The 19892-nt window shown below is 45.7% G+C and carries 15 protein-coding genes and 1 riboswitch; of the genes, 13 read left to right on the top strand and 2 right to left on the bottom strand.

Annotated elements, in window-relative coordinates; all coding sequences use genetic code 11:
• Window positions 1-509: 509 nt before the first annotated feature.
• The 7 genes from ACO0KZ_RS17490 to ACO0KZ_RS17460 all read left to right on the top strand — a co-directional run bounded on the left by ACO0KZ_RS17490 (window position 510) and on the right by ACO0KZ_RS17460 (window position 8224).
• Window positions 510-1094: a GspH/FimT family pseudopilin gene (locus ACO0KZ_RS17490; RefSeq protein ID WP_422997562.1), complete on the top strand. Its 585-nt coding sequence runs from the start codon at window positions 510-512 to the stop codon at window positions 1092-1094.
• 160 nt (window positions 1095-1254) lie between these two features.
• Window positions 1255-1821: a GspH/FimT family pseudopilin gene (locus ACO0KZ_RS17485; RefSeq protein ID WP_422997561.1), complete on the top strand. Its 567-nt coding sequence runs from the start codon at window positions 1255-1257 to the stop codon at window positions 1819-1821.
• A 9-nt stretch (window positions 1822-1830) separates the two neighbouring features.
• Window positions 1831-2403, top strand: coding sequence for a type IV pilus modification protein PilV (pilV, locus tag ACO0KZ_RS17480; RefSeq protein WP_422997559.1), 573 nt, complete (start codon window positions 1831-1833; stop codon window positions 2401-2403).
• 8 nt (window positions 2404-2411) lie between these two features.
• On the top strand, window positions 2412-3377 hold the full coding sequence (locus ACO0KZ_RS17475) for a PilW family protein (protein ID WP_422997557.1): 966 nt from the start codon (window positions 2412-2414) through the stop codon (window positions 3375-3377).
• Window positions 3377-3943 (top strand): pilus assembly PilX family protein, encoded by a 567-nt coding sequence (locus ACO0KZ_RS17470; protein WP_422997555.1) that lies wholly within the window; start codon window positions 3377-3379, stop codon window positions 3941-3943. Before ACO0KZ_RS17475 ends, ACO0KZ_RS17470 begins: the two co-directional genes overlap by 1 nt.
• A 71-nt stretch (window positions 3944-4014) precedes the next feature.
• Complete coding sequence (locus tag ACO0KZ_RS17465) at window positions 4015-7719, top strand: pilus assembly protein (protein WP_422997554.1); 3705 nt, start codon at window positions 4015-4017, stop codon at window positions 7717-7719.
• A 40-nt stretch (window positions 7720-7759) separates the two neighbouring features.
• Entirely contained in the window at window positions 7760-8224 is a 465-nt protein-coding gene (locus ACO0KZ_RS17460) for a type IV pilin protein (RefSeq protein ID WP_422997553.1), read from the top strand.
• Between the two features lie 90 nt (window positions 8225-8314).
• Here the strand turns inward: ACO0KZ_RS17460 and nrdR are convergent, their stop codons facing one another.
• A complete protein-coding gene (gene nrdR, locus ACO0KZ_RS17455; RefSeq protein WP_390214631.1) occupies window positions 8315-8767 on the bottom strand; it encodes a transcriptional regulator NrdR in 453 nt (150 codons plus the stop codon).
• A 119-nt stretch (window positions 8768-8886) separates the two neighbouring features.
• The gene (gene glyA / locus ACO0KZ_RS17450) at window positions 8887-10134 is read right to left on the bottom strand and encodes a serine hydroxymethyltransferase (RefSeq protein ID WP_422997551.1); all 1248 of its coding nucleotides are present in this window, start codon (window positions 10132-10134) and stop codon (window positions 8887-8889) included.
• Between the two features lie 102 nt (window positions 10135-10236).
• Window positions 10237-10372, bottom strand: a riboswitch (ZMP/ZTP riboswitch).
• A 389-nt stretch (window positions 10373-10761) separates the two neighbouring features.
• Here glyA and ACO0KZ_RS17445 point away from each other — a divergent pair.
• The 6 genes from ACO0KZ_RS17445 (at window position 10762) to ACO0KZ_RS17420 (ending at window position 19709) form a co-directional block, all read left to right on the top strand.
• Window positions 10762-11508: an SDR family NAD(P)-dependent oxidoreductase gene (locus tag ACO0KZ_RS17445; protein ID WP_422997549.1), complete on the top strand. Its 747-nt coding sequence runs from the start codon at window positions 10762-10764 to the stop codon at window positions 11506-11508.
• Between the two features lie 72 nt (window positions 11509-11580).
• Window positions 11581-12042: a tol-pal system-associated acyl-CoA thioesterase gene (ybgC, locus tag ACO0KZ_RS17440; RefSeq protein ID WP_422997547.1), complete on the top strand. Its 462-nt coding sequence runs from the start codon at window positions 11581-11583 to the stop codon at window positions 12040-12042.
• 103 nt (window positions 12043-12145) lie between these two features.
• The gene (tolQ, locus tag ACO0KZ_RS17435; protein WP_422997545.1) at window positions 12146-12841 is read left to right on the top strand and encodes a protein TolQ; all 696 of its coding nucleotides are present in this window, start codon (window positions 12146-12148) and stop codon (window positions 12839-12841) included.
• Window positions 12842-12855: 14 nt separating this feature from the next.
• The gene (locus ACO0KZ_RS17430) at window positions 12856-13299 is read left to right on the top strand and encodes an ExbD/TolR family protein (RefSeq protein WP_422997543.1); all 444 of its coding nucleotides are present in this window, start codon (window positions 12856-12858) and stop codon (window positions 13297-13299) included.
• Between the two features lie 95 nt (window positions 13300-13394).
• On the top strand, window positions 13395-15260 hold the full coding sequence (locus ACO0KZ_RS17425) for an autotransporter assembly complex protein TamA (RefSeq protein WP_422997541.1): 1866 nt from the start codon (window positions 13395-13397) through the stop codon (window positions 15258-15260).
• Window positions 15261-15275: 15 nt separating this feature from the next.
• The gene (locus ACO0KZ_RS17420; protein WP_422997539.1) at window positions 15276-19709 is read left to right on the top strand and encodes a translocation/assembly module TamB domain-containing protein; all 4434 of its coding nucleotides are present in this window, start codon (window positions 15276-15278) and stop codon (window positions 19707-19709) included.
• Window positions 19710-19892: the final 183 nt, after the last annotated feature.

Genomic DNA, 19892 nt, shown 5'->3' with positions numbered 1-19892 from the left:
CAGGACCGTGAAACGACTTTGCGCCGATGATAGTGCTGCAACCAGTGTGAAAGTAGGTCATCGTCAGGCTCTTATTCCGCATCGCCCCTGATTCACTTCGAATCAGGGGCTTTTGCTTTTTGCGCTTCCTACAAAAAAATCCTCCTATTCTTCATAGCTCACAAATTCTCATCAACTCCACTTATCGCTTTATTTCCCGTTTAGGTCAATCGGCATTTCGGAAAACATCCTCATCACGAATATATCGCCTTTCACGCTCTTCCTATCGAGACCTCTAATTTACCGCCTTCAATTCAGTAATATTTCGGAATTGAAAGCGTTGAAATTTGGCACGGACTTATTCAGTCAAACTGACCTACACCTTGGCACGTAAACTTTGATTTATACCGTCTAATTTTTGCGAGAAAGTTGTTAAACAATTACAACATAATCGCAATATGATTTGCTTGATTTATATTTTTATTTATACTAAGTCTACTTTTTTCTTTATTTATATAAGTGGAAATTCTATGCGCTATTCTTTGAGACGGATTGATGCGGGAGTTGGATTTGTCGAACTTATGGTGGTTCTGGCGCTAATCGCGTGTCTTGCGATGGTTGGTATCCCGGCGTTTAGTAATTTAATTATAAAATCACGGATATCAGCTGCAACTACGACCTTGCATGCGGCATTTTTACTTGCGCGAGCAGAGGCTATCAAACGAGGAAAGAATGTTGTTATTTGTCGCAGTGTTAATTCCAACGGTTTCAATCCTAGTTGCGCCTCAAACGGAGGCGATGGTGGTGAGGGCGTCGGGTGGGCAGATGGTTGGATTATTTTTGTCGATGAGGATTCTGACAAAAAATATACGGCGCGAGATGGGTTGGTACATGTACAGGCTGCAATTTTTAACAATCCAGCTGAAGGTGCCATTATTCCAACACCGAATCGCGGATATTTGTCTTTTAACCCAACTGGACAAACTTTTGCCAGTTATATTCGATTTACCATTCGTCGCCCCGACAATGACACAAATCCAGCGCATGATAAATATCTATGCCTAGCTTCTGGTGGTCGTGTCAGGGTTGACACCAATATGTGTATCAGTAAATAGGGTTCTGGTTCCGAGCTATGCAACGTTACTGTGTATTTTTAAATATGTTTCTTTAGGGTAATTCTCCGATTATCCAATGGTGAATTCCATTCATCTGAAATTGGTTGCTTCAAGCCTATCTGTTAAAGTAACGTACAACATAGCTGAAACGGAGAGCCAGATGAAATACAAAATGCTTCACGCCAAATTTTCTGCAGGTGTGACTTTGATTGAATTGTTGGTGGTCATGGCGCTAATTGGGCTCCTGTCTACTATGGCAATTCCATCATATCGCAATATCATGGTATCAAGTCGGACAGCTAATCTAGCGAGCTCATTGCACTCAACGATACTACTTGCCAGATCTGAAGCACTGAAACGTGGCGCTCGTATTGTGATTTGCAAGAGTTCCAATGCAGATAGCGCTGCAGCTACCTGTGACAATGCAAATGGCGGGATCGGATGGGCGCAAGGCTGGATATTGTTTGTTGAGGACGATGGTACTCCAGGCAGGTCGCCTCAGGAAGTATTAATTCGAGCTCAAGGCCAACTGCTCCAAGATGTTAGCGAAGGTTCCATTTTGCCGAGCGATGGAAATAATCTAATAACTTTTAATTCAACAGGCCAGATCCCTGCGGCTGTCAATTTCGTGGTTGCTGGTCCTTCTGACTATTCCAGTTCAAATCGCGCTGTTTGTATCGGTATCGGTGGCCGCGCGCGTATTGGAAAAGCACCAACTTGTACTTAATAAGGAGGAATGATGCTGGTAGTTAATAGAAAACAAGCTGGTACGAGTTTGATTGAAATTATGGTATCGATTGTGGTTATCGCGATCGGGCTATTGGGCTTGGCAAGCATGCAGATGAATGCATTAAAATTTCAAAAAACCGCTAGTCAACGGTCCGAGGCCGTTCAAGCTGCATATGATCTTAGTGACCGTATGCGTGCCAATTTTGTGTACACATTGCCAGAGTTATTTGCTGCCGAGCGCACAGCAAACGAGACTAAATACACTTCAACTGGCACTTATGCCACCAAAAAAGCTGGTGTCTATGCCCCAGCAAGTAACTGCACGCTTGCCGCGCCAGCCGCACCTTGCAGTACTGACCAAATTGCGACATATGATTTGGCAGAATGGCAACGTGGCTTGCAACGGCGCTTAGCCGGTGGCGCTGGCTATGTAATTCCTGTTGCTGGCACGGCTGTATCTACTTTCGATGTGACAGTGATGTGGCAGGAACCCACACTTAACGCTGTTGATGCCAGCTGCCCCGGTGCTGTTGCAGCTCCTGTTGGAATCAGATGCTTTACGATAAGACTTTCCGTGTGAGACAAATAATGCGTATACAACTGCAAAATCTAAAAAAGGCTCAAGGGCGCTCGTTAGTTGAGGTCATGATTTCTTTGACGATAGGCTTGATGATTATTTTAGCTTTAACCTCGCTGTTCGTTGCGAATCGTCAAACTTATCGTTCTTCCGATGACAAAAGTCGATTAGATGATGAAGGACGTTTGGCACTTAATTTACTCGCATACCACGTTCGTATGGCGGGTTACGGAAATTTACTGTCCACAGTTGAGTCTGGGGTTAAAGAAAAATCAGATGATGGCTTAACCTCTATCAATGAAACGTATCCATCGTTGATGAGTGATTTTTCGAACGGTGAAGGGAAGAATATCGATGCCATTCAAGGGTGTGCTGGCGGTTTTCTCGATCCGAAAAGTACTGTATCTCCCATACCGTGTGCTGCCGGAGTAGGTGCCGATGCCTTTCGTGTAAGTTATGTAGTTGATGCTGATAGCGCAAACGTGACGGCTGGCGCGGTTCCGACTGACTGTTTAGGAGCGGAACTCATAAAGAGCCCGACGCCCGCGGTAGGCAAAAAACCAGTAGGGTTGGATAAATGGGTTATTGATAATCGGTTCTTCGTGCAACTCAATAACGGTGTTCCCGAGCTGTATTGTCAAGGTAATGGGAATACGAACCCCGGCGATCCTAACTTGAAGAATCCCGCACAACCGATCGCTGAAAATGTAGAGCGGATGCAAGTGACTTATGGTGTCTCTTCAAATGACGGGCAGACCATCGATCGGTACTTACCTGCAAACTCAGTGACCGATTGGAACAGTGTGATTTCCGCTCGGATTTGTCTGATAGTACGGTCGGCGAATGATAATGTGACAACGCAAAAACAAACTTATCGCGATTGTAATGATGCAGTAATGACGGCAACTGATAACCGTTTGCGTGGCGTATTTTCGACTACAGTCTCGCTTCGTAGTCGCTCAACTGGAGCAACCTGATGTCTATTTATTTAAAACAGAGTATGCGGCGGCAACGAGGCTTCGTGTTGGCCGTCAGTATGATTTTCTTGGTTGTTATGACTTTGTTGGCCGTGTCAGCAATCAAAAGATCAACCCTAGATGAAAAAATAACAAGTAATCTACGCACTCAAAACCTGTCCTTTCAGGCTGCTGAAAAAGCCTTGCGCTTTTGCGAGCGCTACTTGGATTTGGCGGCTGGCTCGACAACGATATGCACTCCAAAAGACGTCTCTAAGGTAATTGAAGATACCGATGGCCAAGACGAGGCGCCAACCAACTGGAAAAATATGAACATTTGGAAGACAGGTGGAACCTCCTTGCAGATAGCGTACGGCGGCCCTGACGCAATCGCCGGTTTGGACGCGGCAAGCCAGCCTCGTTGCCTAATCGAAGAATGGAAACTCAATCCTGCTATTGGCAACAATAAGCAACCCGCTTGGATTATTACTGCACGTGCTGGACCTAAAGTCGAAGCGACGGGGAGCGAAAGGGGCGAAAATGCAGTGGTATGGTTACAAGAAATTATACGTTGTGGAAATATGTGATTCACCTTTAAGCCAATATGACACTTGCAATAGTTAAGCAAGTTTACTGAATGTTTTTTACGAGGTTCACCATGATACGCATGCCCAATCGTTTATTGCGTCCTTTAGCATTAGTGCTGGCAACTGCTCAGGTTTTGTTACCATTGACTGCCAATGCTGGCATTTCTCAGTTGCCGCCATTAGTTAAGCCGAATGTGCCCCCCAATGTCTTTTATACTTTGGACGATTCTGGTTCAATGATGTTCGAGGTGATGCCTGAAGATTTAACACCTTTTGGAGATAATCGTGATAAGGCGAATGGCGGCGTGCCAGGTAAGACATGGACTACGACAGGTATTGGTAATTATTGCAATGGGAATTGTGCTGTTCGATACAGTTTTCCTCCACCAGGAGCTGAAAATACCGTAAATAGTAACCTCGTGTACTCCCCAGGTGGGGGCTACACTGGCCGGGGGAACGCTACTGTAGTTGGTTTTGGCGATAACATCACCGTCGCGCGTTGGCGTTCAGCGGTAACTAACAAAATGTATTACAACCCTGCAGTGCGCTACGATCCTTGGGTCGATGCTTCAAAGATAGATTCCAATAATCCTTCCGGCTTGCCGATGGCGCCGGCGAGTAAGACTGCTGCGAAATTTAATCCGGTCGCTCCAACGGGTGGGACGAACAACAATGTTATTGATTTGACGCAGAATGCGACACGCACCGCACATTGGTTGAGTGATGATTCATTGACCTCACCGTCAACGGCTACCGCTCAAACTTTTTTCCCCGCGACTTATTATGTCTTTCAGCCACGTGTGGGTCTTGCTGCAGGTTATCCACTTGCTTGTACTGGCGTCAATGTTACGACTAGCAATCTAAATTGTTTCACGAGAATTGAAATTAGAACTTCACCATCAACTTATGCCAAAGCAGCAACTCGTACCGATTGTACGACAGCGTCGACCACTTGTTCTTATGAAGAAGAGATACAAAATTTTGCGAATTGGTTTCAGTTTTATCGTTCAAAGATTCTAATGGCGCGTGGCGGTAGTGCTGCAGCGTTTGCCAATCAGCCTTCGAGCTTGCGGGTGGGATTCGGCACGATTAATACAGGAAATACTGTCGTTAATCGTATTTCTGACGATTTTTCAGATACCAATAAGAAAGACTTCATCAACACCTTGTTTACAAAGCCAATTACTCCTGCTGGGACACCTCTGATTAAGTCTCTGGATGAAGTGGGGCAGTATTTTTCAGGTAATCTAACTGGTTATAAAGGCATTAATTCGCCTTGGCAAACGAAGTTCGGTGTTGGTAATGTCACAGATCAGGCATCTTGTCGCCAGAATTTCAATGTGTTGATGACGGATGGTTACTGGAGTGCGGGTGATAAAGCAGCAACTAATCCAGGTAACTGGGATAACACAATCGGTGACTCTCTTGTATCGACGTCTGGTGCAACCTACCAATACAATAAAGAGAAACCCTATGTTGGTGCAACTTCGGATACCTTAGCAGATATCGCTTTTTACTACTGGTCGAAAGATATGCGCACTGATATGCCGAATAACGTACCGACATCGCGAGATGGTGTGGACGTGGCGTTTTGGCAGCATTTGGTGCAATTTACGGTTGGGCTTGGCGTTTTTGGTTCCTTAGATCCAGTAGCTGATTTGCCCGCATTGAAAAACGGTAACAAATCTTGGCCTGATCCTACACAAGCCGATGCCTACAAAGTCGATGATTTATGGCACGCTGCAGTTAATTCACGCGGTAAATATTTTAGTGCGAGTAATCCTACCGAATTTGCTGATGCGTTAAAGAATGCCTTAAATGAAATTGCTGCTCGATCTGGTGACGCTGCTGCGATTGCAACTTCAAATAATACTTTGGGCGCCGGCGTTAAGTTGTACACCGCGACCTATCGTACCGGTGATTGGTCAGGGCGTTTGGAACAAAAATCGATTTTTTATAATAGCTCTAACCCGGCGGATCCAAACAATGGTACTGTTTCTTCGACCAACGATTGGGATACCGATTTGAAAAAGCCGGTACCTACTAGCCGAAATATCGTTACTAGTGCGCAGTCAGGCACTGGTGGTCTGGATTTTTCTTATGCCAATTTATTTTCCGTGGAGAAAGCGAAGTTCGATACTGCTGCCGGAACTTATGGCAATGGAACCCAGATTGTAGGCGAAGATATTTTTAATTACGTTCGCGGCGAGACCAGCAAAGAGGGGACTTTCTTTAGACGTCGTGCGTATTGGTTGGGGGATCTGGTGAATTCCGATCCACAATATGTCGGAACAGGACAAGATCATGGTTATTCATTTTTACCTCCTGGCTCTTATGGCAAAACTTTTTACCAGGCTTATTTGAACGCGAAAAAAACTCGCGCGCCGACGGTGTATGTCGGTAGCAATGACGGTATGTTACATGCTTTTGATGCGACCAGTGACGCAACCACAGGCGGTACTGAGCGCTTTGCTTTTGTTCCAAAAGCGGTAGTCGGCAATCTGCCAGAATTGGCGAAGCCGAGTTACGTACATCGTTTCTTCGTTGATGGCACCCCTGCCATTGGTGATGCAGCTTTGGGATCAGATCCAACCAACCCATGGCGTACTATTCTCGTTGGCACTACAGGTGCTGGTGCTAAATCGATCTTTGCCCTCGATATTACTGACCCTACCAGTTTTACAAAAGATAAAGTGAAGTGGGAAAGATCTGCTACGGGTGACGATGATTTAGGCTACACCATAGGCGTACCGCAAATTGGCCGTTTGAAAGACGGTCGTTGGGTGACTGTCTTTGGTAATGGCTTTTCAAGTATCAATGGTGCTGCAGTTTTGTATGTGGTTGATTTGAATAACGGTAATGTTATTCAGAAGATTCCAACGGGTGTAGGTAGCTCTGGATCTCCTAACGGTTTATCAACGCCTAAGTTGCGTATTGGTGCTGACTCGACCATCCAAGCAGCTTATGCAGGCGATATTCAGGGTAATTTATGGAAATTTGATTTTACGACACCTGGTACTGGTACTACGACTGGTGCATTAGCCTTTGGTAATGCTAAGCCACTGTTTGTAGCGACCAACGCTGTGGACGCTAGCGGCCGCAGGCAGCCAATTACGACGCAACCACAGCTCTATCAACATCCTGTCGACGGTTACATGGTGGTTTTTGGCACAGGTAAAATCTTTGAGGATAATGATCCATCTACGACCGATTTGGAAACGCTGTATGGTGTGTGGGATAAAGCTACTGCGACACAGGTGACTAAGACTCAGCTTGTTCAACAGGTGCTTTCTATTTCCAATGCGAACACCAATTTCTATGAGGTGACAAAGAATCCAGTTGATTGGAATAGTAAGCGTGGCTGGTATTTAACCTTGAATCAGAAATCGGGAGAACGACTGGTAACTGACCCGAATATTTTCGAAGATCAAGCCATTTTTACGACATTGATTCCTGGTGTTAGTACGGATTTGTGTGCTAATGATAGTCTTTCTGCGACTTTGCAAATAAGTGCTTTAAATGGTGCTGCGCTTAGTTATCAGACGATAGATACGAATGGCGATGGAGTGATAAACACTTCAGATGCTTTGGTTAGTGGGCGTTTGAGTTCCTCAACACTGGGAACAACCATTATCCGTACTGGTAATCGTAACTTGAAGCTATATCAAGCAGCATCGAAAGATGGTGCATTGGTGAATAGCAGTGGTACGCCAAGTAAAGGATCCAAGTTGATTCCTACAGCGCGCTTATGGCGTCAATTGCTCAATCGTCAATAATATATTAATATTGTGTAGTTTTTCTTACAGAGAGTGTGCAATGAAACAGAGACAAAAAAAAACTAGCCACGGTTTTACATTGATAGAGGCAATGATAACGGTCGTTATTCTGGGGATACTTTCTGCGGTAGCTTACCCGGGCTTGATTGAGTATTTGAATCGTGGCAAGCGAACGGATGTGCGCACTCTTTTAATGGAGAATGCGCAATATATGGAGCGATTTTATACGGAGAACAACTCGTACCTGATTTCTGTTTCTGGTGCGCAGCCAATATTACCAAATACGGTTTCACCTCCGAATTCGACTGGTACTAGTGTGCAGTATCAATTGGAGTTCAGTCCTGCTGCGGCAAGAACGGTAGGAACCTTTTCCTTGGATGCTCGTCCGGTCAATAGTATGGCGGGGGATGCCTGTGCAACCTATACGGTCAATAATTTCGGGCAACGCACCATTACCGGTACCTTGGGCGGATCAAAGACTGTTGATTCTTGCTGGAACAAGTAATTTTTTCTAGAAGGTAAATTTTAAAAAAAGGGAAGTTTGTTTTCCCTTTTTTTTACGGTCCAAGTTTGAATAGTGTAAAATTTCTTGTACTTATTTCTTCTTCACTTCCTGAATCGCCTCAACAAATTCAGAAACATCCTCAAAGCTCTTATAGACCGAGGCAAACCGTATATAGGCGATTTTGTCTAAACGTTTAAGTTCGCGCATGACCAGTTCGCCTAAGTGACCTGAGACTATTTCACGTTCACCACTGGCTAAAAGTTTTTCTTCGATTCTTTGAATCGCAGTATCGACTGCCTCAGCTGACACGGGGCGTTTGCGTAATGCGAGCATGAGGCTAGCGCGTAACTTGGAAGACTCGTATTCAGAGCGGCTGCCATTCTTTTTGACGATGACAGGCATCGCTAATTCTATGCGCTCATAAGTGGTGAAGCGCTTATCACAACTGGCACAACGTCTCCTGCGACGAATACTGTCGCCTTCTTCGGAAATCCGCGTGTCAATGACTTGAGTATCTACGTGATGGCAGTATGGGCATTTCATTGAACATCTCCTGCCAGTGCTTGGGTTATCTTGGTGTGCATCGGACTTGTATTTATTCTTATGTGTAAAACTATAACGTAAAAAAAGCCACTCGTCTGAGTGGCTTTTTTAAGCATTAATTAATTGCCGTACACTGGGAAGGCAGAGGTCAATTTCTTGACTTCGGCTTTCACACGTTCAATCGTTGCTGCATCATTTGGCTTATCCAAAACGTCTGCAACCAAATGGCCAATCTTAATCGCTTCCGCTTCTTTGAAACCGCGAGTTGTCAACGCTGGACTACCTAAACGGATACCAGAGGTGACGAATGGTTTTTCTGGATCATTTGGAATCGAGTTTTTGTTGCACGTGATATGCGCAGAACCCAGTACCGCTTCAGCCGCTTTACCAGTGATGTTCTTGGAACGTAGATCGACTAACATGACGTGCGACTCTGTACGTCCTGAGATAATCCGCAAACCGCGTTCAATCAAAGTTTTTGCCAAGGCATCAGCATTCTTCACCACTTGTTCTTGGTAGGCTTTGAATTCAGGATTCAAGGCTTCTTTGAAAGCCACCGCTTTACCAGCAATCACGTGCATCAATGGACCACCTTGGAGGCCTGGGAAGATCGCAGAATTGATGATTTTTTCGTGTTCGGCTTTCATCAAGATGATACCGCCACGTGGGCCACGCAAAGATTTGTGTGTTGTCGACGTCACGAAGTCAGCAAATGGCACTGGATTTGGATAGACACCAGCAGCGATCAAGCCAGCATAGTGCGCCATATCGACCATGAAATAAGCACCGACTTCTTTAGCGATTTTAGAGAAGCGTTCGAAATCTATGCGCAGAGAGTAAGCAGAAGCGCCAGCGATAATCAATTTTGGTTTGCTTTCGCGCGCCAAACGTTCCATGGCTTCGTAGTCGATTTCTTCTTTTTCGTTCAAGCCATAAGACACTACGTTGAACCATTTACCTGACATATTCAATGGCATGCCGTGTGTCAAGTGGCCACCTTCAGCCAAGGACATACCCATGATGGTATCGCCTGGTTTCAATACCGCGAAGAACACGCCTTGATTCGCTTGTGAACCTGAGTTTGGTTGTACGTTAGCAGCTTCCGCGCCAAAGATTTGTTTCAAGCGGTCGATCGCTAATTGCTCGACGACGTCTACGTGTTCGCAACCACCGTAGTAGCGCTTGCCCGGATAGCCTTCAGCGTATTTGTTTGTTAATTGCGAGCCTTGTGCTTCCATGACTGCTGGTGAAGTATAGTTTTCAGAAGCGATCAACTCGATGTGTTCTTGTTGACGGACATTTTCGGCTTGAATCGCGGCGAGCAATTCTGGATCGATATTAGCGAGAGTATGATTCTTGGAGAACATGGGTTTCCTGTAGAAAAAAGCGTGAAAAATGAAAAAATTTGATTGGGACTGATCTGTAAAAATGCGCCAACTTGTGGATACAAGTCTCAATCACTTTTACCATCGGGATACCCAGGCGTACGGCCAGAATCGACATCTTTGACTCTGCAAATCTCACGCTTCACGATGGAACTCCATCTTCTGCAGATAATCTTTGGATAAAAAACTGCTGCATTTTTCGCCAGTTGCGTGAGACAAAATGGTGCCCGAATTTTACGTGAAGAGGGTGGTTTCGGCAAGTTGCGTGAAGGTAAATACTGCTTTCGATTAGAGTGTAAATGTCATTAATGGGGTAGGCTAGCCCATTCTTATGTTTTGAGGTAAGACCCATGACAGGTAATGGTTTTAAGGCAATTTTCACCACATTTTGGCGGAGAATTTTCTGGTTCGAGTCGAGCATACTTAGTTGCGGTTAAAAGTGAAATGACAATAAACATATCTAGATTGATAGCTTGCTCGATGCGTTAACCAGGGAGGATGGAATGAAATCATAATTTGATCCTGTCACTTGGGTTAGATGGTGAAGCCTGATCTTGTAAAAAAGCTTTAAAATGACGTCTTTACCATTGAATCTTAAAGGCAAGGCACATGCTGGTACTAATAACAGGAGCAAGTTCGGGTTTTGGTGAGGCGATGGCGCGTAAGTTCGTACAAACCGGCCATCGTGTGATTGCTGCGGCGCGGCGCATGGGTAAGTTGCAGCAATTGCAAGCTGAGTTGGGTAAGGAATTGCTAGGTGTTGAACTGGATGTAACGGATAAAGCGTCGATTGCATCTATGTTGGCTAATTTGCCAGATGAATGGCGCGATATTGATGTGTTGGTTAACAATGCTGGTCTGGCGCTCGGCGTCGCTGCAGCACAAAATGCCAGTTTGGACGATTGGGAAACTATGATCGACACCAATAACAAAGGCTTAGTGCGGATGACGCATGCTTTATTGCCGCATTTTATTGACCGTAAAAATGGGGTGATTTTGAATATAGGATCGATTGCTGGCTCGACTGCCTACCCAGGCGGCAATGTGTATGGAGCAACCAAAGCATTTGTCGATCAGTTTACTTTGAATTTACGAGCCGATTTGATTGGTACGGGTGTCCGGGCCACCAATATCGCGCCAGGCTTATGTGGTGGTACTGAATTTTCAAATGTTCGACTGAAAGGCGACGATGCAGCTGCGGCAAAGGTATATCAAGGCACGCAACCGTTAACCGCGATCGATATCGCCGAGACAGCCTATTGGATTGCCACCTTGCCAGCGCACGTGAATATCAATTACATAGAGATGATGCCTATGTGCCAGGGCTTTGGCTCTTTGGCGATTCAGCGTAGCTAGAGATCAACTTACAAGCGATTGACTTGATGTTGTCAGTCATCATTCAAATATTGTTTTGCTGTAGAAGTAACAATGAAAAATACGCCTATTACCACTCATGCGTTCAGTTGGCCCGTTCGTGTGTATTACGAAGATACTGATGCAGGTGGCATCGTTTTCTATGCGAATTACTTGAAATTTTTTGAACGTGCCCGTACAGAATGGTTACGCGCGATTGGCGTACAGCAAAAACAAATGCTTGACGAATTTCGTGCGTTGTTTGTCGTCAAAGCGACCGCGGTCGAGTATCATGCGTCCGCACGTTTGGATGATGAACTTCTGGTAACGGTGCAGGTCGAAAAGACCGGGCGTGCTTCAGTCGTTTTTTTGCAAGAGGTCTGGTGCCGCGAACGTTTATTGACTAGTGCCAAGGTTACCGCATGTTGTGTCGATATGGATCAGTGGCGCCCGATACCGATTCCGGAACCCGTGTTAAAGTTAATGAATCCTAAATTGTTCTCAACTGTGCATCGCCCAGCTGAGAAGGCTAAGTAAGCCAAAATAAACCAATCAGTTCGTATGATGCACAATTAGGCCTGATAGGGTTGCAAGACTTTATCAAGCATTTTTAGATAGCAGTGTTTTTGTAGAAATTACCATGACAGTTACCCACGATCTTTCATTCTCCGCTTTAATCTTAAATGCCTCACCATTGGTTCAAATCGTGATGGCCATTCTTTTGTTTGTGTCGCTGACCAGTTGGAACTATATTTTCAGCAAAATGTTTGCGATCAAAAAGGCCCGTGCGCAAACTGAAGTGTTTGAACGTAATTTTTGGGCCGGTGGCAATCTGGTGGAGCTTTATCAGACTGCTGTCGCCAATCATCGTGGTAGCCGTGATAAAACTGGCGCGCTGGAACGCATTTTCGAAGCCGGTATGAACGAATACCATAAAGTGAAAGCTGCCAATAAGGCGAGTCTAGATGCGGGTGCAATGCTCGATGGCGCACGTCGTGCGATGCGCGCTTCCTATCAGCGTGAAATGGATCATCTTGAATCGCACTTATCTTTTCTCGCATCCGTAGGTTCTGTTTCTCCTTACATAGGTTTGCTTGGTACGGTCTGGGGAATTATGAATTCCTTCCGAGGTTTGGCGAATGTCCAGCAAGCGACTCTGAGTGCTGTGGCACCAGGTATCGCCGAAGCCTTGATTGCGACCGCGATTGGATTGTTTGCGGCGATTCCTGCCGTACTAGCCTATAACCGTTACTCTCACGATATTGATCGTTTGGCGATTCGTTTTGAAACCTTTATTGAAGAATTCTCAAACATTTTGCAGAGACAATCACGTTAAGCGGATGATCAGGAATGAGTTCTCTTCGTGGCGAACGTAAACGCAAATTTAAAGCCGAAATTAATGTAGTTCCCTACATTGACGTGATGTTGGTGTTGCTGGTGATATTTATGGTTGCGGCACCGATGACGAATCCTAGCGTCATTAACTTGCCAACCGCGGGGCAGTCGAAACAACCGCCGTCAGACTACATAGAAATTGCCTTGAGTCCAAATGCGTCAGCGACGATTAGTATTACGACCAAGGGCAGCGCTAATGGCAATAGCAAACAAGAATCAAAAGAGACCGCGCTTGACCGTAAGCAATTAATGCAGAAGCTAAAAGAGTATCATGAAGCTAAGCCTGAGTTGTCCGTCATGGTGTCGGCCGACAAGGAAATTAAATATGATGAGGTGATTCAGGTTATTTCCGAAGCGAAAAAATTGGGGATTAATCGTGTAGGACTCGCCACCAAGTAAAGTGTACATAGTAAAAACTAATGCCTAATGTTTGTGTCACCCTACAGCCACTTTTGAATCAACGATTGCGACACTATGGTAGCAGGATGGTCTGTATGGTCAGCATGCTCGTGCTCGGTTTGCTTGGAGATATTTCAGTCTATGCAAAACAAGCACAGCAGCCTTTACAAGATCCAACAAAACCGACACAAAAATCAGCATCAACACAAACGCAAGAAGTAAATCCTACAGTCGAGTCACTGAAAGTAGGCAATGTGCCGATGCCGGTGGCTAGACTGACTCGCGTGTATTTACAGCTCGATCAGAGTGCCCTGTCTGATTTGCTAGAAGAGCATATACCCGCGTTGGCTTCGAATGCCGAAACACAAGTGGTGACACCTGGTTTTTTGCGCAAATTGCAAAACGACGTCTCAAGCATTCTGGCGACGGAAGGCTATTTCTCACCGATAATTCAGCTGGAAAAGAATAGCGACGAAACTCGTTTGGAGGTGCGCGTCGATCCCGGTACTCGTACCCAGATTAAAGAAGTGATATTTAATTTGAGTGGTAGTTTGATGGCGGATGTACACGCGGGAGTAGCTGCCGCAGTTGAACGTCATAAGCACTTGGTTCAAGAATGGGGCTTGCCACGGGGGGCGCCATTTCGGCAAAGCGATTGGAGTCAATCGAAAATAGACATGCTGGAAAACCTGCGCAGTTTGTCTTATGCCGGTGCGACCTTGGTGGATAGCCGCGCCAGTATCGATGCGGAAACGAATAGCGCAGTGTTAGAGCTGGACATCGACAGTGGGGCGGCCTATTTCTTTGGCGACTTACAGGTAACGGGCCTAGAGCGCTATCCGCTTTGGCTGATCGATAGATTTAATCCACCTAAAAAGGGAGATCCTTACTCTAGTACCCGCTTACTTGATTTTCAGCGTGCGCTACAAAATTCGGCGTACTTTTCTACAGTTTCCTTTAATGTCGAACCCGAAGAAAGTAAAGCTCAGGCCCTGCCGATAGAGCTGAGTTTGGTGGAACGCCAAACGCGTGATTTGATCTTTGGTACTGGTTATAGTTCTAGTACCGGATTTCGAACCGAAGTGAACTACCGCGACCGAAACATTGGGAATCGTGTCTGGGATCTACGTGGTGCAATTCGCCTTGAGCAAAAACGCCAATTGTCTTATGCCGATATTTTTTTACCACCACAAGATCAGAATCGTTTGGACTCCTTTGGTTTCTTATTTGATCGTTTGAATGTTGAAGGCTTGCTGCAAACGCGTGCGGCAGTGGGGGTGAAAAGAACCACCACGCATGGCAAACTCGAGCAATCATTAGGCATTAACTATACCCAAGAGCAAGTGGTCGAAAATGACGGTAGAAGTACCGAATCCCAACGTAAAAGCCGTGCCTTGGTTGGTAGTGTAGGTTGGATCTGGCGCGATGTTGATGATCTCTTTGCGCCTCGTAAAGGGCAACGAGCACAGCTAGATTTGGCCTTTTCTGATAAAGCCTTGATTTCCGATCAGCGCTTTGTACGCTTATATACCAAGTACCAATACTGGTTTCCTGTCGGTCAGCGCGACAGTATTTTGCTACGCACAGAATTCGGTAAAGTTTTTAGTAATGGTGATGGTGGAATTCCAGAAAACTATTTATTCCGCACTGGTGGTAGCACCACTGTTAGAGGCTATGCATACCAAAGTCTTGGCGTCAAAAGCGGCGAAGCTGTTCGCGGTGGCCAGGTGATGGCAGCTTCGAGTATCGAGTATGTTCATTGGCGCGATGGGAATTTGGGCGTTGCGGCGTTTGTTGATGTCGGTGATGCAGCGAAGGATTGGCGCTCACTTGATAGCAAACAAGGTATCGGACTCGGTGCCAGAATTAAGACACCTGCAGGCCCTATCGCCTTGGATCTGGCGTATGGACGCCAAGTAAAAAAATTCCGTTTGGACATTTCAATTGCGATCGCATTCTAATCGTCCGCCAGAATTATGAGCCAAAACAAAACGCCAGATTCTCAGCAAATTGCTAACTCAGCTTCTACCGATAAGAGCGCAGAGCTTGCCTCGCATGCTGGGGCTTTGAGTCCGGCTGCTTCAAAATCTCCAGTTCGGTTCGGGCGCAACTTACTCATCACTTTCTTGTTTTTTGTCGTAAGTATTGTCTCGCTGTTTGGATGGATGTTCTCGACTAATTCTGGTAGCCGGTTTTTGCTTCAAAATGTACAAGATTTGAGTGGTGGTCAGCTGCGTTTTTCTGGTGTTGAGGGCAGACTCGCAGATCACTTGCAAATTGATGAAGTGAACTATCGTAGTGCAACTGAGCACCTGAGTCTGAGTGGTGTCGATTTGGATTGGACGCCGATGGCGTTGCTGCACAGTCAATTAGCGATTAGTTCTTTAAAACTCAGTTCGATACGCTTGGCGACTTTACCGGACAATCAGCCGCTCGCAATGCCCCAACACTTGAGATTGCCGTTGGAGATCAATATACAAAATTTCGCGGTAGGGCGTTTGACGATAGCGCAAATGTTGGGTGATAAATCTGCCGGTACCATACCTGTGAAAGCAGATGGAACGACAGAACAAGTGAAGCTAGTGTTAAGTGCCATCTCAGGAAATATAAATAGTTCGAGTGCTTTACATAAACTAGCATTGAAATTGAATTCTGATTGGGGTGGACTCGCGCTCAAGGGTGAGATCCAAACTAAAGCGCCTTATGGGTTGCAAGCTGATTTTGATTACACGGGGCAGCCGAGAGCAACTCTGCCAGCGATAGCTTTGCAAGGAAAGCTGTCTGGTGATTTACAGACGTTGCGGCTGCAAGCACATTCATTGACGCCAGACATAAAAGCTGTCTTGATCACGAAGGTGGTTGAACAAAATCCGAGTACAGGTATAGATATAAGCGTTTCCCCGTTCTCCAGTATGCCTTTGCGTGCTGCGAAGGTACAAGTTGAGCGGCTTGACCCTCAATGGCTAAATGCGGCTGCACCAAATGCGATGCTGAGCATGAATATTGATTTGCATGAACCAACTGAAGTCGCAGCAACGCAGTCGACGCTGAAATCCATTTTAAAAACGTCTGAACCACAAAAGAAACTAGTGCCTGCATCGCCAACGCAAAAAAGTCCTTCCAGTAAAACGAGTGCATCCACCGTAAATTTAGTTGGTCAAATCGAAGTTAAAAATAGCATGCCGCAAACTTGGGATAAAAATGGGATTCCCATGCGCGCTTTTCATGCGCAATTGCGCTGGCAAGATCAGCAATTAGAGTTAACAAAAAATTTATTGGAATTCGCTAACGGGCGCGTAGAAGGCAGCGCTAATTTATATTTTGCAAGCGGAAAAGCGCCAAAATTTGACGCTAAATTTTTGTTGAGCGATATCAACTTAATGCAAATCGATAGTCGCATTAGGAGCACGCAGATTCAAGGCAAATTGGAACTGCAAAGCAAACCGGACCACAGTATCGATTTTCAAGCGCGTCTGAGTGATCCACGCGCCAGCCTAAATTCTGACGCCACTTTCATTTGGAATCAAAACGGTACTAGCGGTAGTTTGAATTTCAAGAGTTTTGAATTGGTGGCAGATCAATCCCGTTTTTCTGGCAAGGCAGAATTGAATCTTGAGGGACATCAAGCCTTCAAGTTGCAGGCGAAACTAGAACAGTTTAATCCCGCACATTGGGTGAAGTTCCCAGTTGGGCGTATCGATGCGGAATTGAATGCTACCGGTAATCTACAACCAAAATCGCAAGTACAGCTACATTTGCCAAGCCTATCTGGTGAGCTGGCGGGTCATAAGCTTGCTGGTGTTGCTCATCTAGACTGGCAGCAGGACGCGGCATTAAAAGTGGATCAATTGAATTTATCCTGGGGAAGCAATGTACTGACAGCGCAGGGTAGTCTTGGCAATGAAAACGACGCTTTGCAAATAAAAATGCAAGCAGAGAATTTGGCTCTTTTTGAGACTTTTACGAATTTTTCATTGGGTGGGAAAGCAAGCTTGAACGCCGCAGTGCGTGGCAAGTTTATTGCACTAGCAGTCAAAGGTAATCTCAATGCAGAACAGTTGAGACTGCCGAGCGGTTTGCGAGTGGGGCTATTGGATGGTGATTTTAATCTGGGTGCAGGCAATAGCGGTTCTATGGACGTCACCATGACAGCCCGACAAATTTATAGTACGAGCGTGAATGTAGAGAAGAGCGGGAATGAAGCGCAAGCAAGTTCCGAGTTAAAACGGCGCAATTGGATAGAGCAGCTAAATCTGCAGGTACAAGGCCAGCGCGATGCACATAAGCTGCAAGTAACGACGCAATTTACGAATACGCGCCAACTAAAAATACAAGCCAATGGTGCTTTAGATTTGCGTCGCTTCGATTTGCCCTCTTGGCGTGGACAACTAGAGCAAATGCAAATATCAGGCATGGTGCCTGCTGCTACCAAGAGTACAAACGCCACAAATTCTCTAAAAACTAAAAATGAAAATGAACCTAAAGCAGAGTCTATAGGTGGTGTGAAGCCTGATATCGCTTTGTTGGGCGTGATCCCTTTAGAGTTGAGTCCAGATCGGGTTAGCGTAGGCGTTGGTCAGTTCGCAGGAACATTAGGTCAGATTTCATTAGAGAATTTTGAATGGACACCACAATCAATGGTGAGTAAAGGCCGTGCCGATGGCGTGCCTTTGATTGAGCTCCTGCAATTAGTGCAGCCACAAGAACGTTTTGGCGGTGACCTGACATTGGGCGTGCAATGGGACTTGCAGTTTAAAGATCACTTGCGCGCCGAACTCGGTATTCAGCGCCAGCAAGGTGATTTACATGTTTTAGATGCTGACGGTACAGGGCAAAAAATGGATTTGGGCTTGAGCAATTTCAAGCTGATGTTGAATTCTGCTGGTCTTTTGGCTGGAACTGACGCTGAAAAAGTTCGCATGCAATTACAAGCAAATGGTGTGCGCCTAGGAAACTGGAGCGCGAAATTAGACACGCAAATACGCAAACTTGGCGACAAGTGGACTTTTACTTCGGATGCTCCGCTACAAGGCGAATTACGTGCAAATGTGCCTGAACTGCAATGGCTGGTCAGTCAGTTTAGTTCTGAATTTTCCTTAAACGGCACGCTCAGCGCTGATGCAATGTTCTCTGGCAGTTTTGATAAACCTCTGTATAAAGCGAATATCGAAGGCAAAGGCTTGGAATTTGCTTTCGCGTCGGAGGGACTATTGTTTCCCAATGGCGAATTGAAAGCGGAATTGAATGAACAAACTTTAAAACTAACGCACTTACGTTTTTCGAATAAGGTTGCGTTCGTACCTAAACAGGAACAATTTCAAGATTTGAATTGGACCGGTAAACAGGGGGAATTTAACGCCTCCGGTGAAGTGAATTGGCATACACAAACGGGGGCGATTAAAGCTGATTGGCAAATGTTTCCTCTGCTGCAGAGAAAAGATCGTTGGTTGGTTGTGAGTGGTCAAGCCAACATTACTCAGGTTGATAATGTTTGGGGATTGGTAGGAAAATTAAAGGCTGATGCCGCTTATTTCAAATTACCTAAAATGCCGCCACCGAGTTTGTCTAGTGATGTTCTGGTTTCCAGAGGAATTAAGCTAGAAGATGAAGATCAGGATAAGGATGCAAATAAGAAGGGGTTCCGTACAAAATTAGATCTGCAGATCGATATGGGACCGCGTTTCTTGTTCGTTGGCCGAGGCCTCAATACCGCATTGTCGGGTACCTTGCGTTTGCGTAGTACCGATAACTCGCCGATACATGCCAGTGGTTCGATTACGACGAATGGCGGGCAATATGAAGGCTATGGGCAGCAATTAGAAATAGAACGAGGTATCCTTAATTTTCAGGGAGCACCCGGCAATCCCTCTCTCAATATTCGCGCTTTGCGTAAAGGATTGGCGGTGGAAGCAGGTGTCGATGTTACCGGTAAGGTCGCAAATCCTGTCGTGCGCCTGGTCTCGGAACCGAATGTTCCTGATAGCGATAAAATTTCATGGTTGGTGTTGGGACGCGAAGCCGATCAAGTTGGTAGCGCTGATGCTTCCTTGTTATTGTCGGCAGCAGGTGCCATATTCGGCGGCGATGGCAGTCGTAACATTCCTAAAGAGTTAGTGCAAGGTTTAGGCTTTGATGAATTTAGTATAGGCCCTTCAGAGAATGGAGGTGCTTCCAAATTGCCAAGCCAAACTGTTGCAGGCGCTACTGATGTCGGTGCGTCGTCAAACGATAAAGTCGTACGTATTGGTTGGCGTATGCGTCCAGGCTTGGTGTTGGCGGTCGAGCGCGGCGTGTCCGATGCCAGTGGAGCGCTCAAGCTGAGTTGGCAATTGACACGCCGAATACGGCTGATTGGTAGTTTTGGTACGGATAACTCGGTTGATATGAAGTACAAATTTTCATTCAATTAGATATTGGTATTAGATATTATGGCCAGAGTAGCATTGCCTGAGGCTACTCGCGGTAGCGCTAATTTAGCTAGATTTCAGTAAGTCCCGATTCTTTAAGAAGAAGGTTTATAATCACGCGAAAATTGCGAGCCGCGGCTTGATGCCAGTTAGTGCAAAATCTGCGGAATGACCCGCATACAAATT

The organism is Undibacterium sp. Di24W, from assembly GCF_049340325.1.
In the GTDB taxonomy this organism is placed as follows: domain Bacteria; phylum Pseudomonadota; class Gammaproteobacteria; order Burkholderiales; family Burkholderiaceae_D; genus Undibacterium.
The sequence above is the reverse complement of the archived record's forward strand: the minus strand, read 5'-3'. Positions and strand labels throughout refer to the sequence as shown.

What these genes read in the sequence shown, in the direction of transcription:
- ACO0KZ_RS17490 (WP_422997562.1), top strand. Translation starts at nt 510, where the DNA reads ATGCGCTATTCTTTGAGACGGATTGATGCGGGAGTTGGATTTGTCGAA.
- ACO0KZ_RS17485 (WP_422997561.1), top strand. Translation starts at nt 1,255, where the DNA reads ATGAAATACAAAATGCTTCACGCCAAATTTTCTGCAGGTGTGACTTTG.
- pilV (WP_422997559.1), top strand. Translation starts at nt 1,831, where the DNA reads ATGATGCTGGTAGTTAATAGAAAACAAGCTGGTACGAGTTTGATTGAA.
- ACO0KZ_RS17475 (WP_422997557.1), top strand. Translation starts at nt 2,412, where the DNA reads ATGCGTATACAACTGCAAAATCTAAAAAAGGCTCAAGGGCGCTCGTTA.
- ACO0KZ_RS17470 (WP_422997555.1), top strand. Translation starts at nt 3,377, where the DNA reads ATGTCTATTTATTTAAAACAGAGTATGCGGCGGCAACGAGGCTTCGTG.
- ACO0KZ_RS17465 (WP_422997554.1), top strand. Translation starts at nt 4,015, where the DNA reads ATGATACGCATGCCCAATCGTTTATTGCGTCCTTTAGCATTAGTGCTG.
- ACO0KZ_RS17460 (WP_422997553.1), top strand. Translation starts at nt 7,760, where the DNA reads ATGAAACAGAGACAAAAAAAAACTAGCCACGGTTTTACATTGATAGAG.
- nrdR (WP_390214631.1), bottom strand. Translation starts at nt 8,767, where the DNA reads ATGAAATGCCCATACTGCCATCACGTAGATACTCAAGTCATTGACACG.
- glyA (WP_422997551.1), bottom strand. Translation starts at nt 10,134, where the DNA reads ATGTTCTCCAAGAATCATACTCTCGCTAATATCGATCCAGAATTGCTC.
- ACO0KZ_RS17445 (WP_422997549.1), top strand. Translation starts at nt 10,762, where the DNA reads ATGCTGGTACTAATAACAGGAGCAAGTTCGGGTTTTGGTGAGGCGATG.
- ybgC (WP_422997547.1), top strand. Translation starts at nt 11,581, where the DNA reads ATGAAAAATACGCCTATTACCACTCATGCGTTCAGTTGGCCCGTTCGT.
- tolQ (WP_422997545.1), top strand. Translation starts at nt 12,146, where the DNA reads ATGACAGTTACCCACGATCTTTCATTCTCCGCTTTAATCTTAAATGCC.
- ACO0KZ_RS17430 (WP_422997543.1), top strand. Translation starts at nt 12,856, where the DNA reads ATGAGTTCTCTTCGTGGCGAACGTAAACGCAAATTTAAAGCCGAAATT.
- ACO0KZ_RS17425 (WP_422997541.1), top strand. Translation starts at nt 13,395, where the DNA reads ATGGTCAGCATGCTCGTGCTCGGTTTGCTTGGAGATATTTCAGTCTAT.
- ACO0KZ_RS17420 (WP_422997539.1), top strand. Translation starts at nt 15,276, where the DNA reads ATGAGCCAAAACAAAACGCCAGATTCTCAGCAAATTGCTAACTCAGCT.